This is a genomic window from Micromonospora sp. NPDC050980 (genome assembly GCF_040653835.1).
Taxonomy (GTDB): Bacteria; Actinomycetota; Actinomycetes; order Mycobacteriales; family Micromonosporaceae; genus Micromonospora.
In genome coordinates, this window is record NZ_JBFAGS010000017.1 from 586 (window position 1) to 12665 (window position 12080).

At 76.5% G+C, this 12080-nt stretch carries 12 protein-coding genes and 1 pseudogene; 8 read left to right on the forward strand and 5 right to left on the reverse strand.

Going from position 1 to position 12080, the window contains the following annotated elements:
• Positions 1–165 precede the first annotated feature (165 nt).
• Genes rfaE2 through AB0H28_RS22670 form a run of 5 tightly spaced genes read left to right on the forward strand, consistent with a single transcriptional unit; the run spans position 166 to position 4810 of the window.
• The gene (gene rfaE2, locus AB0H28_RS22650) at positions 166–1584 is read left to right on the forward strand and encodes a D-glycero-beta-D-manno-heptose 1-phosphate adenylyltransferase (protein WP_358043473.1); all 1419 of its coding nucleotides are present in this window, start codon (positions 166–168) and stop codon (positions 1582–1584) included.
• Positions 1581–2276, forward strand: a complete 696-nt coding sequence (locus AB0H28_RS22655; protein ID WP_358043476.1) for an SDR family oxidoreductase — start codon at positions 1581–1583, stop codon at positions 2274–2276. Before rfaE2 ends, AB0H28_RS22655 begins: the two co-directional genes overlap by 4 nt.
• Entirely contained in the window at positions 2273–3244 is a 972-nt protein-coding gene (locus AB0H28_RS22660; RefSeq protein ID WP_358043479.1) for a glycosyltransferase family 9 protein, read from the forward strand. The genes AB0H28_RS22655 and AB0H28_RS22660 overlap by 4 nt, the downstream gene beginning before the upstream one ends.
• A gap of 13 nt (positions 3245–3257) precedes the next feature.
• Complete coding sequence (locus AB0H28_RS22665) at positions 3258–4127, forward strand: alpha/beta fold hydrolase (RefSeq protein WP_358043482.1); 870 nt, start codon at positions 3258–3260, stop codon at positions 4125–4127.
• 53 nt (positions 4128–4180) lie between these two features.
• Positions 4181–4810 carry a hypothetical protein gene (locus tag AB0H28_RS22670; RefSeq protein ID WP_358043485.1) on the forward strand — a complete coding sequence of 210 codons (630 nt, stop codon included), beginning with the start codon at positions 4181–4183 and terminating at the stop codon, positions 4808–4810.
• 76 nt (positions 4811–4886) lie between these two features.
• On the opposite strand, the gene AB0H28_RS22675 is transcribed toward AB0H28_RS22670, so the two are convergent.
• Both AB0H28_RS22675 and AB0H28_RS22680 read right to left on the reverse strand, forming a co-directional pair.
• The gene (locus tag AB0H28_RS22675; protein WP_358043488.1) at positions 4887–5081 is read right to left on the reverse strand and encodes a GTPase activator; all 195 of its coding nucleotides are present in this window, start codon (positions 5079–5081) and stop codon (positions 4887–4889) included.
• Between the two features lie 57 nt (positions 5082–5138).
• The gene (locus AB0H28_RS22680) at positions 5139–6029 is read right to left on the reverse strand and encodes a DUF72 domain-containing protein (protein ID WP_358043491.1); all 891 of its coding nucleotides are present in this window, start codon (positions 6027–6029) and stop codon (positions 5139–5141) included.
• A 126-nt stretch (positions 6030–6155) separates the two neighbouring features.
• Between AB0H28_RS22680 and AB0H28_RS22685 the strand changes: the two genes are divergently transcribed.
• Both AB0H28_RS22685 and AB0H28_RS22690 read left to right on the forward strand, forming a co-directional pair.
• Positions 6156–7109 (forward strand): hypothetical protein, encoded by a 954-nt coding sequence (locus tag AB0H28_RS22685; protein WP_358043493.1) that lies wholly within the window; start codon positions 6156–6158, stop codon positions 7107–7109.
• 9 nt (positions 7110–7118) lie between these two features.
• Positions 7119–7808, forward strand: coding sequence for a Pr6Pr family membrane protein (locus AB0H28_RS22690; protein ID WP_358043496.1), 690 nt, complete (start codon positions 7119–7121; stop codon positions 7806–7808).
• Positions 7809–7818: 10 nt separating this feature from the next.
• On the opposite strand, the pseudogene AB0H28_RS22695 reads toward AB0H28_RS22690, so the two are convergent.
• Positions 7819–9904 (reverse strand): annotated as a pseudogene (locus AB0H28_RS22695) (glycogen debranching N-terminal domain-containing protein).
• A complete protein-coding gene (locus tag AB0H28_RS22700; RefSeq protein WP_358043499.1) occupies positions 9901–10278 on the reverse strand; it encodes an SCP2 sterol-binding domain-containing protein in 378 nt (125 codons plus the stop codon). Before AB0H28_RS22700 ends, AB0H28_RS22695 begins: the two are co-directional and overlap by 4 nt.
• 139 nt (positions 10279–10417) lie before the next feature.
• On the opposite strand from AB0H28_RS22700, the gene AB0H28_RS22705 reads away from it, so the two are divergent.
• Entirely contained in the window at positions 10418–11398 is a 981-nt protein-coding gene (locus tag AB0H28_RS22705) for a glycoside hydrolase family 88 protein (RefSeq protein ID WP_358043502.1), read from the forward strand.
• Here the strand turns inward: AB0H28_RS22705 and AB0H28_RS22710 are convergent.
• On the reverse strand, positions 11382–11891 hold the full coding sequence (locus AB0H28_RS22710; RefSeq protein WP_358043505.1) for a DinB family protein: 510 nt from the start codon (positions 11889–11891) through the stop codon (positions 11382–11384). The genes AB0H28_RS22705 and AB0H28_RS22710 overlap by 17 nt on opposite strands.
• Positions 11892–12080: the final 189 nt, after the last annotated feature.

Below are 12080 nucleotides of genomic sequence, written 5' to 3' on the forward strand. Positions count from 1 at the left end.
GCAGCGAAGCGGAGCCCCGCAGTCGCGAACGAAAGGCTGGCACCCGTGAGCGCGAGGAGCGCAGCGAAGCGGAGCCCCGCAGTCGCGAACGAAAGGCTGGCACCCGTGAGCGCGAGGAGCGCAGCGAAGCGGAGCCCCGCAGTCGCGAACGAAAGGTCGGTACCCGTGAGCGCGCCGAACAGGAGCGGTCCGCTGGTGGTGGTCGGCGACGCGCTGCTGGACCGTGACGTCACGGGCACGGTCAGCCGGCTCTGCCCGGACGCCCCGGTGCCGGTGCTCGACGAGCGCACCGCGACCGACCGCCCCGGTGGCGCCGGCCTGGCCGCCCTGCTCGCGGTCGCGCAGCACGACGAGGTCGCGCTGGTCACCGCGCTCGCCGACGACGCCGGCGGGGCCCGCCTGGCCGAACTGCTGGCCGGGGCGGGGGTGGCCGTCTATCCGATGCGCCTGCCCGGCGCCACCGCGGAGAAGATCCGGTTGCGAACCGGCGGGCAGACACTGCTGCGGCTCGACCGGGGCGGCGAGCCCCGGCTTGCGGGGGAGCCGCCGGAGGCGGTGCGGGAGCTGCTGGGCCGGGCCCGGGCGATCCTGGCCAGCGACTACGGCCGGGGGTTGCTGCGTCAGCCCACGCTGCGTGCCGCGCTGGCCGACGCGAGCGCCCCGGTCGTCTGGGACCCGCACCCGCGCGGCCCGGCCGCGGTGCCGGGAACCCGGTTGGCCACCCCCAACCTCGACGAGCTGCGCCGGCTCACCGGTGACGCGCTCGGCGGCGCGGCGCTCGACGCGACCAGCCGCGCCGCCGGTGAGCTGCGCCGCCGGTGGCGGGTCGACGCGGTCGCGGTGACCACGGGCCCCGACGGCGCGATCCTCTGCCGGGCCGGCGGCGCCCCGCTGGTGCTGCCGCCGCCGGCCGTCCCGGACCATGTCGAGGACACCTGCGGCGCCGGTGACCGGTTCGCCGCCGCCGCGGCGCTGGCGCTGGGGGACGGGGCGTCGGTGGCGGACGCGGTCCGGGCCGCGGTCGAGGCGGCCTCGGCGTACGTGGCGGCCGGCGGTGCGGCGGGGCTGCACCGGAACCCGGAGTCGGCCGCCCCGCCGCTCTCGGCGCGTACCGCCGACGAGCTGGCGGCGACCGTGCGCGCCCGCGGCGGCACCGTGGTCGCCACCGGCGGCTGCTTCGACATCCTACACGCCGGGCACCTGGCCACCCTGCAGGCGGCCCGTCGCCTCGGTGACTGCCTGATCGTCTGCCTCAACTCCGACCGCAGCGTCCGGGCCCTTAAGGGGCCGGAGCGTCCGGTCAACCCGGCCGACGACCGGGCCCGGCTGCTGGCCGCGCTGGACTGCGTCGACGCCGTGACGGTCTTCGACGAGTCCACCCCGCACCAGGTGCTGGCGCGGCTGCGCCCGGACGTCTGGGTCAAGGGCGGCGACTACGGCGAGGTGGAGTTGCCCGAGGCGGACGTGGTCCGCCGGTGGGGCGGACGGGTGGTCACCGTCCCGTATCTGGCCGGCCGGTCGACCACCGGCATCATCTCGGCCGCGAGCCAACGCGGCCGACACCTCCTGGAGGGAGTCGTATGACCAGGGATCTGACCGACCGGGCCGTCCTCGTCACCGGCGGGTCGAGCGGGCTCGGCGCGGCGGTGGTGGCCGCGGTGGCCAAGGCCGGTGGCCGGCCGTACGTGCTGGACCGCCGCGCGCCGGCCGACGGGGTGCCCTGGGCGGAGTGCGACCTGGCGGACACCCGCGCCGCCGAGGCGGCGACCCGCCGGCTCGCCGAACAGGCCGGCGGCCTGGCCGGCGTGGTGACCGCGGCCGGCATGGACGTGCCCGGCCGGCTGGCCGACGTGGACGGCGCCACCTGGGACCGGATCGTCGCGGTCAACCTGCTCGGCACCGCCGCGGTGGTCCGGGCCGCCCTGCCGGAGCTGGAGCGGTCGCACGGGACGGTGGTGACGGTGTCGTCGACGCTGGGCGTGAAGGCGGTCAGCGACGCGACCGCCTACTGCGCGGCGAAGTTCGGGGTGGTCGGGTTCACCCGGGCGCTCGCGGCGGAGCTGGCCGGCCGGGTCGGCGTGACGTTGCTGGTCCCGGGTGGGATGCGGACCGCGTTCTTCGACGAGCGCGACGAGCGGTACAAGCCGGGCCCGGACGCGATCCTCAACGACCCGGCCGACACCGCCGGGGCGGTCATGTTCGCGCTCTCCCAGCCGCCCGGCTGCGCCGTGCGGGAGCTGGTGGTCTGCGCCGAGCAGGAGTCGTCGTACCCGTGATCCTCGTGCTGCGGGCGCTCGGCGTCGGTGACCTCGCGGCCGGGGTGCCGGCGCTGCGCGCGCTGCGCGCCGCGTACCCCGGTGTGGAGCTGGCGCTTGTCGCGCCGCGCTGGCTGGGCCCGCTCGTCGATCTGGTCGGCGGCGTGGACCGGCAGGTCCACGCGGACGGGCTGGGTCACCTCCGGTGGTCCGGCCCGCCGCCGGAGCTGGCGGTGAACCTGCACGGCCGGGGCCCGCAGTCGCACCGGATGTTGACCGCGTTGCGGCCGGGCCGGCTGCTGGCGTTCGCGAACCCCGCGGCCGGGGCGCCGGACGGGCCGCCGTGGCGGGCCGAGGAGCACGAGGTGGACCGCTGGTGCCGGATGCTGGCCTGGTACGGCATCCCGGCGGACCGCGCCGACCTGGGGCTGCGCCGCCCCGATCCGGGCGCGCTGCCGGTCGGCGTCACGATCGTGCACCCGGGGGCGAAGGCGGCGGCACGCCGCTGGCCGGTGCCCCGGTTCGCGGCGGTGGCCCGGGAGCTGGCCGGGCGGGGACACCGGGTGGTGGTCACCGGCGGCCCGGACGAGCGGGACCTCGCCCTGGCGGTGGCCGGCGCGGCCGGCCTGCCGGCGGACGCGGTGCTGGCCGGGCGGACCGACGTGGGTGAACTGGCCACGCTTGTCGCGCACGCCCGGCTGGTGCTGTGCGGCGACACCGGGATCGGGCACCTGGCCACCGCCTACGCCACCGCGTCGGTGTTGCTGTTCGGGCCGGTGCCGCCGGCGTGGTGGGGGCCGCCGCCGGGCCGGCCGTGGCACGAGGCGCTCTGGGCCGGGCCGCTGCCGGCGCCCGCCGGTGACGGTCCGCACCCGGCGCTGGCCGCGCTGGACGTGCCGGCCGTGCTGGCCGCGGTGGACCGGGTGGCGGCGGCCACCCGGCCGGCGCCGGAGCAGCGGGTCCGGTCACCGCTTGCTACCCGCCGGTAGCTACGCTGGGCCGGTGAGTGGTGAGTACGCGCAGGAGTACGTGGACGTCGACGGCGCGCGGATCGGCGTGCAGATCCACCCGGAACCGGACGGACCGCCCGGTGCGCCGGTGGTGCTGATCTGGCCGGCCATGGGCGTCCGCGCCCGCTACTACCGGCCGTTCGCCGCCGCGCTGCGCGATGCCGGGCTCGCGGTGATCGTGGCGGACCTGCGCGGCACCGGGGAGAGCAGCCCCGCGCCGGCCCGCGCCTGCCGGTACGGCTACGCCGAACTGGCCGCCGACGTGGGCGCGGTGCTGGACGCGCTCAAGCCCCGGCTGGACGGGCGCGTCCGGGTGCTGCTCGGGCACTCCCTCGGCGGCCAGGTCGCGGTGCTGCACCAGGCGCTGCACGACGCCGGCCGGGTGGACGGGCTGGCGCTGGTGGCCGTGGGCCTGCCCTGGTGGCGGCGCTATCCGGGGCGGCGCGGCTGGGGTGTGCTGCCGTACACCCAGGGCATCGCGGCGGTGGCCCGGCTGCTCGGCGTCTGGCCCGGCTGGGGCTTCGGCGGCCGGCAGGCCCGCGGCGTGATCCGCGACTGGGCGCACACCGCCCGCACCGGGCGGTTCCCGGCGCTCGACGGGGTCGACACGGAGGCTGCCGTGCGGCGGATCCGGACGCCGGTGCTCGCGGTCAGCGTCGACGACGACCAGTACACGCCGCACGAGACGCTGGACCACCTCTGCGGCAAGCTGGCCGCCGCGCCGGTGACCCGGCACCGCTACACCGCCGCCGAGGCCGGCGGCGCGTTGGACCACTTCACCTGGGTCCGCGCCGGCGTGCCGCTGGCCGCCCGGGTGGCCGCGTTCGCGGATTCGCTGCCGTCGCGCGTTTCGGGGGCGTGAGCGCGCCGAGGACGGGTATGCCGCACCGCCCGAACACGGCGGAGGGGGATCAGATGTCCGAACGGCACACCGCGTTGCGCTCGATGCACGACCTGGGCCTGGCGGCCTGGTTCGGCGGCTCACTGATGGGGGCGCTCGGCGTCAACGGCGCGGCGGCAAGAATCGACGACACGACCCAACGGCTGCCGGTGGCGTCGGCCGGCTGGGCCCGGTGGACCCCGGTGAACGCGGCGGCGATCGGCGCGCACCTGGCCGGCGCGGTCGGCGAGCTGGTCACCGAGAGCCCGCGGATGGCCCGGCAGGCCGGCGTCGGCAAGGCGAGCGCGGTCAAGACCGTGCTGACCGTCGGCGCGCTGGCGGTGACCGGCTACAGCAAGCTCGTCGGCATGCGGCTGGAGAAGGCGGGCGGGTCGCCCGTCGAGGGCACCACCGAGCCCCACCACCACACGCCGGCGAACGTCGCCGCCAGTCAGCGGCAGATGAAGATGCTCCAGTGGGCGATCCCGGCGCTGACCGGGGCGCTGGTCGTGGTGACGGCGTACATGGGTGAACAGCAGAAGCCGAACCAGGTGTTCCGCGGGATGCTGGACCGCGCCGGGGGGCTGATGTCCGCGCCGAAGACGGTCGGCAAGGTGGCCGCCATGGGCGCGGCCAAGCGCCACCTCGTCGGCGCCGGCCGCTGAGCCACCGCGCGGCCGGCGATCCACATCGATGTGGATCGCCGGCCGCGCGGTGCCCGCTCGGGCGCCCCCGCCCGCCTCAGGAGCCGGTGCCGTCCTCCCCCGGGCGGCCCGGCGCGGCCTGCTCGTTCGCCGGCACCGGCGGGCCGGACACCGGATGCCCGGTGTCGTCCACCACGCCCGGGGCCATGCTGCCGCCGTGCGCCTCCTCGGCCTCCCGGGTGGCCCGGAAATCCCGGTCCTCCGGGGCCGTCGCGTCCCGTCGCTCGTCCACGTCTTCCCCCCCTCGCCGTCGTGCCCGGGCGGTACCCGCGGGGCCGGCGGGAAAACCTCAGGCAGGCGCCGCGGCGGGCACCACGCCGAGCAGGGCGGCGAGGCGGGCGGCGTCGCGCTGGGCCTGGTCGCCGCAGCAGTTGTTCATCAGCACGTGCAGCTCGGCGCACCCGTCGGCCAGCTCGCGCAGCAGCACCGACCAGTGCCGCAGCTCCCGGTCGCCGTAGGCGTAGCGGAACCGCTCCCGCTTGTCGCCGCTCTCCCACGCCTCGCTGTGGCCGTGGAACCGGACCACGGCCAGGTCGGTGGTGGCGACCAGGATCGGCGGCACCGAGGAGACGTGCCCCTGCGGCATGTCCACGCAGCCGTAGCCGAGCCCGTGCTCGCGCAGGAACGTCACGGTGTCGACCACCGCGTCCTCGGCGAACCAGGAGGAGTGTCGCAGCTCGACGGTGACCGGGTGGGGCCGGCACCGCGCGGCGGCGGCCAGGATCCGCCGCCGGGCCGCGTCGCCGCGGGCCAGCCAGGGCGGGAACTGCAACAGCACCGCGCCGAGCCGGTCGGCCGCCGCGAGCGGCGCCAGCGCCGCGTGGAACCGGTCCCACATCTCGTCGTACGCCCCGGCGGGCAGGTCGCGCCACCGGATCCGGCTCGGCCCGGCCGCCGGCCGCAGGTCCTTCGGCAGCGCCTCGACCGGGGTGTGGTGGCCGGTGAACAACCGGAACGCCTTGACGTCGAAGGTGAACCCGGGCGGGGTGGCGTCCGCCCAGGCCGTCGTGGTCTCCACCGCCGGCACCGCGTAGTACGAGGTGTCCACCTCGACCAGTCCGAAGTGCTCGGCGTACCAGCCCAGCCGGCCGGCCGGGGTGTTGGCCGCGCGCGGGTACCAGCCGGAGCGGACCAGCATCTGGTCGGCCCACGAGGACGTGCCCACCTTGATGACACCCATGTCATTCAGTTCACCGCGAACCGCACCACCCGGCAACCCGAGCCCCGCTCCGCCGTCACAGGTCTGCACGGGCGAAGATGCTCCGGTGTGTGACGCCGGAGCAGGTGACGGCGCTGAGGTCACGAGATGGACGCACCCCGCCTGGACCAGGAAACCGTCGAACGCCTGCTCGACGGCTCCCCCCTCGACGCCTCCGGCGCCCCGGGGGCGTTGCTCCGATGCCTCGACGCGGTGCGCGTGGGTCCCCGGTCCGGGGAACTCGACGGCGAGGCGACCGCCGTCGCGGAGTTCCGGGCGGCCCGGGCTTCGGTGCCCGCCGGGCGGAGCGCCCGCGTCGCCGGCCGGCAACCTGCGCGCGGTCCCGCCCGCCGGCCGCCCACCCGCGTCGGCGACGACTCGGGCGACCGCCCCGCCCGCCGGTTCGCCACGCTGCTCGGCGCCAAGCTCGCCGTCGCCGCCCTGGCCGCGACGCTCAGCGGTGGCGTGGCGCTGGCCGCCGCGACCGGCAACCTGCCCGGGACCGGCCGGAACTCCGCGCCGGTGCCGGACCGCATCATCGCTACCGTCCCGGCCACGACCCGGTCGGCGTCCACGGGCCAGCCGACCCGTCCGGCCACCGGCCCGACCGCCGGGCTGCCCGACCTGTCGTCGGCGGCCGGGCTCTGCACCGCCTACCGGGCCGTCGGCGAGGTCGAGCGGGGCCGCGCGCTGGACGCGCCGGCCTTCGCCGGCCTGGTCGCCGCCGCCGGCGGCCCGGATCGGGTGCCCGACTACTGCGCCGGGCTGCTCGACCGCACCGGCCCGCCGGGAGCCGGGACACCGGGGGCCGGACCGCCGTCGGGGGCGGGTCCGACCGACCGTTCGACCGGCCCGCCCGGCGGGCCGCCGAACCCGGGCGTCCCCACCCCGGGCACCGGCGGGCCGCCGTCCGGCACCGCCGCCCCCGCGTCCGGCGCCGCCCAGACGCCCGGCGGCGCCACCCCCGGTGCTCCGCGATCGCCGGCCGGTCGCGGCTCCGGTCCGGCCCGGCCGGCGACGGGCGGCGTTCCCGAGCCGGGCCGGCCGCCGACCGGCTGGTAACTTGCGCCGATGACCCCCCGGCGTCGCCGACCGGCGATCCTCCTCCGCCTGGCCGTGGTGCTCGGCGTGGTGGCCGGCATCGTGCTCACCGCGCTCGGCCCGGCCACGGTGACCGGCCTGCTGCCCTACTTCACCATCCAGAGCAACGTGGCGGTCGGCGTCGCAGCCGGTTACGCCGCCTGGTGCGCGTTCCGGGACCGGCCGGAACCACCGAGCGTGCTCAAGGGTGCGGTGACCCTCTACATCACCATCACCGGCACGGTCTACCATCTGGTGCTGGCCAACCCGGCCAGCCCGTTCGCGATGGCCCAGCCGCACCGCGAACCGGGCGAGTGGTGGGGCAACCAGCTCCTGCACACGGTGGTGCCGCTGCTCGCCGTCGCCGACTGGGCGCTGTTCGACCGGCGCGGCCGGCTACGCCCCCGCTACGCCGCCTGGTGGTTGGCGTTCCCGCTGGCCTACCTCGCCTTCGCGCTGGTGCGCGGGCTCGTCGTGCACCGCTACCCCTACCCGTTTCTCGACGCCGGGCAGCTCGGCTACGACGGCGTCGGGATCAGCGCACTCGGGTTCGCCGCCGTGTTCTGGCTGCTGGGCCTGCTGTTCGTGGGCGTCGACCGGCTGCTCGCCCGGGCGTCACGGGCCACGCCGGCGGTGCCGACGATGGAGGCGAGCACCCGGGAACCCAGCGCCTCCGGGTGAGCGGGCCCGGTCAGACGGTGCGCCGGACGCCCTCGGCCTGGCCGATCCGCATCCGCCGGCCACCGTCGCGGTCCCGGCCGTACGCGTCGGTCCGCCCCCACCGGCCCGGCACGTCGAGCAGCTCGATCCGGCCGTAGCCGGCGGGGATCGCGGGATCCACCAGCAGGTTGCCCGCGCACGGACGCAGCCCCAGCAGGGTCGCGAGCAGCATCAGCAGGCCGCCGGAGGCCCACGACTGCGGCCGGCCGGCCGCCGGCAGTCGCACCGGATACTTCGTGACCTGGCGCGGGTAGCCGGCGACCACCTCCGGGACCGAACCGCCGAGCGTCTCCGCGACGGCGAGCACGCCGGTGGCGATCCGGGCGGCCTCGTCGTCGTAGCCGTAGCGGCGCAGGCCGGCGGCGACGATCGCGTTGTCCGACGGCCAGACCGCGCCGAGGTGCGCGCCGACCGGGTTGTACGGCCGTTGCCGGTCGGCGTAGGTGCGCACCCCCCAACCGCTGAAGAGGGTCCGGTCCGCAGAGGTGGGCGGCCAGCGGGTCGGCCCGCTCCGGCTCGACGATGCCGCTGAACAGCAGGTGCCCGAGGCCGGAGGTGAGCGCGTCGACCGGCTCACCGTCGGGGGTGACGGCGAGCGCGTAGTAGCCCCGATGCGGCAGCCAGAAGTCCTGGTTGAACCGCTCCCGCAGGCGTGCCGCGTCGGCCTCCAGCCGCTCGGCGTACTCCGGGTCGTCCCAGAACTCGCGGGCCAGCCGGGCGCCGCGGACGCGCGCGTCGTACGCGTACCCCTGAAGTTCGCAGGTGGCGCGCGGGTGGGGCGGCACGACGCCGTGCCGGTCGACGATCGCCTCGGGCGAGTTGCGCCAGGTCTGGTTGGCCGCCCCGTTGACCGGGTTGCGTGACTGGTAACGCAGGTAGCCGTCGCCGTACAGGTCGCCGTATCCGGTCAGCCAGTCCAGCGCCATCCGGGCCGGGTGGCGCAACTCCCGGACCAGGTCGGCGTCGCCGGTCCAGCGTTCGTACTCGTCGAGCAGGACCACGAAGAGCGGGGTGGTGTCGGCCGCGCCGTAGTAGAGCGCGGTGGGCTGCTCGCCGAACGCCGCCGCCTCGCCGTACCGCAGCTCGGCGAGGATCTTGCCGGGTTCCTCGTCGCGGTCGTCGTCGAGCTGACCGCCCTGCAGCGTGGCGAGCATCCGCAGCGTCGCCGCGGTCAGCCCGGGGGCGAACGGCAGCGTCTCCAGGCAGGTGACCAGCGCGTCCCGGCCATAGAAGGCCATCGCCCAGGGCAGCCCGCCGACCGGCACCCGCTCGGTGCCCGCCAGCGGGGTGTAGCGCAGCGCGGCCAGGTCGACCAGAGCCTGCCGGTACGCCGCCGCCAGGGGTTTGCGGTCGGTGACCAGTTCCGGCGCCTGGTCGAACCAGGTGGCGAGGTCGTCGGTCATGTTCCGTCGCACCCGCTGGCGGTGGGGCTCGATGTCGGCCCGCAGGTCGCGTTCGGCGGCGCCCTGGATGATCATGCGCACGTGCAGGTCGGTCCGCCAGGCGCCGTTCGGCTCGACCCGGATGCGGAAGGTCATCCCGCGCTGGTCGACGTCGGCCGGGGCGGTGCTGCACACGCGCGTCTCCCGGGTGAACCGCCCGCGCCGGTGTCGGATCCGCAGCTCGCGGTGCTGCGGGTCGGCGGTGGCCACCGGCCGGCGGGCGCTGGGACGGCCGATCTCGGCGGTGTCGGCGAAGTCGCTGGCGATCTCGATCCGCACGGTGAACTCGGCGGGTTCGGCGGCGTGGTTCAGCACCGTGAGCTGCTCGTGGAACGCCTCGCCGAGCGAGCGGTACCGGATCACCGAGACGTCGGCGTCCACGTAGTGGCTGGCGGCGCCGGGCACCAGCACGAAGCGGGTCTCGAAGTAGGTCAGGTCGTCCCGGGACAGCGACTGCAACCGTTCGCCGTCGACGGTGAGCACCCAGTGGGACAGGAACCGGGTGTCGAAGGAGAACAGGCCGATCGGGGCGCACGGGTGCGCCTCCATGTCGCCCTGCGCGTCGCCCATGGCGAAGGTGTTGCCGGCGAGGACGGAGACCAGTTCCTGTTTCATCGGGCCACCGGCCGGGAGCCGGCCACGTCCCGGGGGTGCCGCGCGTCCGGCGGCCCGGGGAAGAGCCGGCGCAGCGTCATCAGCAGCCGCAGGTCGCCCTGCCCGGAGAGGTCGTTGCGCAGCAACGCCGCGGCCACGTGCAGGCGTCCGGCGGCGATCCGGTCGAACACGTCCCGGTCGGCGCGGACCACCAGTTCCGCGTCCTCGGCGCAGCGCTGCACCCGGACGTCCTGCCGGTCGATGGTCAGATACCAGTGCTCGGTCCGGCCGCCCTCTCGCAGGTCCAGGCGGACCGTGCCGGAGGTGGTCTCCGGCAGCTCGGGGTGCCGGCCGGCCACCGCCCGGGCCAGGTGCTCCGCGGCTGAGGTGCTCATCGGTGCCTCCCTCGTTGCACAGGTGGCCGCCGCCCGGCGGGTGCGGCGTCGCCCGTGCCGCAGCGTTCCCGCCGGCCGGGCGAGACCAACTCACCCGATTCGGGTGAGGGGGCCCGGCGTACCGGGTACCCGGGCGGGCATGTCGACGACCGGGGACGCCACCACCGACCGGGTGCTGCTGGCGCTGCTGACCATGCAACGCCAGTCGTGGGAGCAGGGCCTCCTCGGGCAGGCGCTGCTCGACCTCGGCCGGCCGGAGGCCGCGACGCTTGTCGCGGACGCGGCGGTGACCTGGCAACGGCCGGACGGCCGGCTCGGCGAGTTGCCCGGCTCGCTCGCCGCGGTCAACGGCGCCGCCTGCGGAGAGGTGGTCCGGCACGCGGCGACAAGCACCGGGGAGCCGAGGTACGCCGCCGCGTTGGCCGCGCAGCTCGACTGGTTGACGCGCCGGGCGCCCCGGGCCGCCGACGGCACCCTGTTCCACCTGCTCGACGGCCACCAGGTGTGGGCCGACACGGTCTACATGGTGGTCCCGCTGCTCGCGTCGACCGGCCGGACGGAGTTGGCCGCCGCCCAGGTCACCGGGCACCGGCGTCGGCTGCACGACCCGGGCACCGGGCTGTACGCGGCCCGGTGGGACGAGGACCGCGGTGAGCTGGACCGGCCGCAGCCGTGGGGCACCGGCAACGGCTGGGTGGTCGCCGGGATCGCCCGGGCGCTGCGCCTGGCGCCGGGATGGCCGGCGGGGGTGCGTGCCGAGCTGGCCGGGCACGCCGAGGAGGTGCTGACGGCCTGCCTGCGCCACCGCACCGACGACGGTCTCTTCCCCGACGTGCTCGACGACCCGGGCACGTTCACCGAGGCGAACACCGCCCAACTGTTCGGCTACGCGGCGCTGACCGGGGTGGCCGACGGCTGGCTGCCGCCGTCGTGGCTGGGCACCGGGGCGGAGTTGCTGGCCGCCGCCGGCCGGCGGGTGGACCGGTACGGGCGGGTCACCGGCGTCAGCGGCGCGCCGGACTTCGCCGGCCCGGGCACCTCCCCCGAGGCGCAGTGCGGTCATCTGCTCGGGCAGGCCGCGCTGCGCCGCGCCCGGGCGGCGGTCAGTCCCGGCGGATGAGCCCGCGCACGTACGCGGCCTGCCCGACGTGCTGCAGGTCGTCGTCGAGCACGCTGACCAGCCGTACGCCGAGGGTGACCGGCGGATCCCAGTTGTCGTCCACCACCCGGTCCAGGTCGGTCGGGCCCAGCCCGCGCAGGTATCCCAGGCTGCGCTCGACCACGGCCCGGTGGTAGTCGAGCAGCACGCCGCCGTCCTCCGGTCGCACCGCGGCGATCTGCTCGGGGCCGTGCCCGTAGCCGGTGTCGTCGGGTTCGGGACGCAGGCCGCACCGCCCCGCCCAGTCGCCGGTGACCCAGAGCTGCTCGGCGCCGAGCAGGTCGGCGACGTGGTGGTCCTGGATCCGGGTCAGGTGCCAGACCAGCCAGCCCACCGGGTTCGCCCCGTCGGCCGGGGACTGCCGCAACTGCTCCGGGTCGAGCCCGTCGAGCGCGCCGGCGACCAGGTCCGGCAACCGCCCGTACGCCTCGGTCAGCAGATCGTTCACGTCCACGGGTGTCTCACTCCCCACCGTCTCGGGTCCTCGTCCCCCGGGGCAGTACCGCCAGGCGGGCCCGGCAAACCTGGCCGTCCGGGGCGGTTGCGGCACCGCCGGGTTTCGCGCCATCTGCGGTCGCCTGTGGCGATCCGCACCGAACCGAGGCAAGCTGGGGAAAGTGCAGGTCAGAGCCATTCTGGCCAC

Bases quoted from the DNA above. Each gene is read 5' to 3' on its own strand.
- AB0H28_RS22655 (WP_358043476.1), top strand. From the start codon at position 1,581: ATGACCAGGGATCTGACCGACCGGGCCGTCCTCGTCACCGGCGGGTCG.
- AB0H28_RS22670 (WP_358043485.1), top strand. From the start codon at position 4,181: ATGTCCGAACGGCACACCGCGTTGCGCTCGATGCACGACCTGGGCCTG.
- AB0H28_RS22680 (WP_358043491.1), bottom strand. From the start codon at position 6,029: ATGGGTGTCATCAAGGTGGGCACGTCCTCGTGGGCCGACCAGATGCTG.
- AB0H28_RS22685 (WP_358043493.1), top strand. From the start codon at position 6,156: ATGGACGCACCCCGCCTGGACCAGGAAACCGTCGAACGCCTGCTCGAC.
- AB0H28_RS22690 (WP_358043496.1), top strand. From the start codon at position 7,119: ATGACCCCCCGGCGTCGCCGACCGGCGATCCTCCTCCGCCTGGCCGTG.
- AB0H28_RS22700 (WP_358043499.1), bottom strand. From the start codon at position 10,278: ATGAGCACCTCAGCCGCGGAGCACCTGGCCCGGGCGGTGGCCGGCCGG.
- AB0H28_RS22705 (WP_358043502.1), top strand. From the start codon at position 10,418: ATGTCGACGACCGGGGACGCCACCACCGACCGGGTGCTGCTGGCGCTG.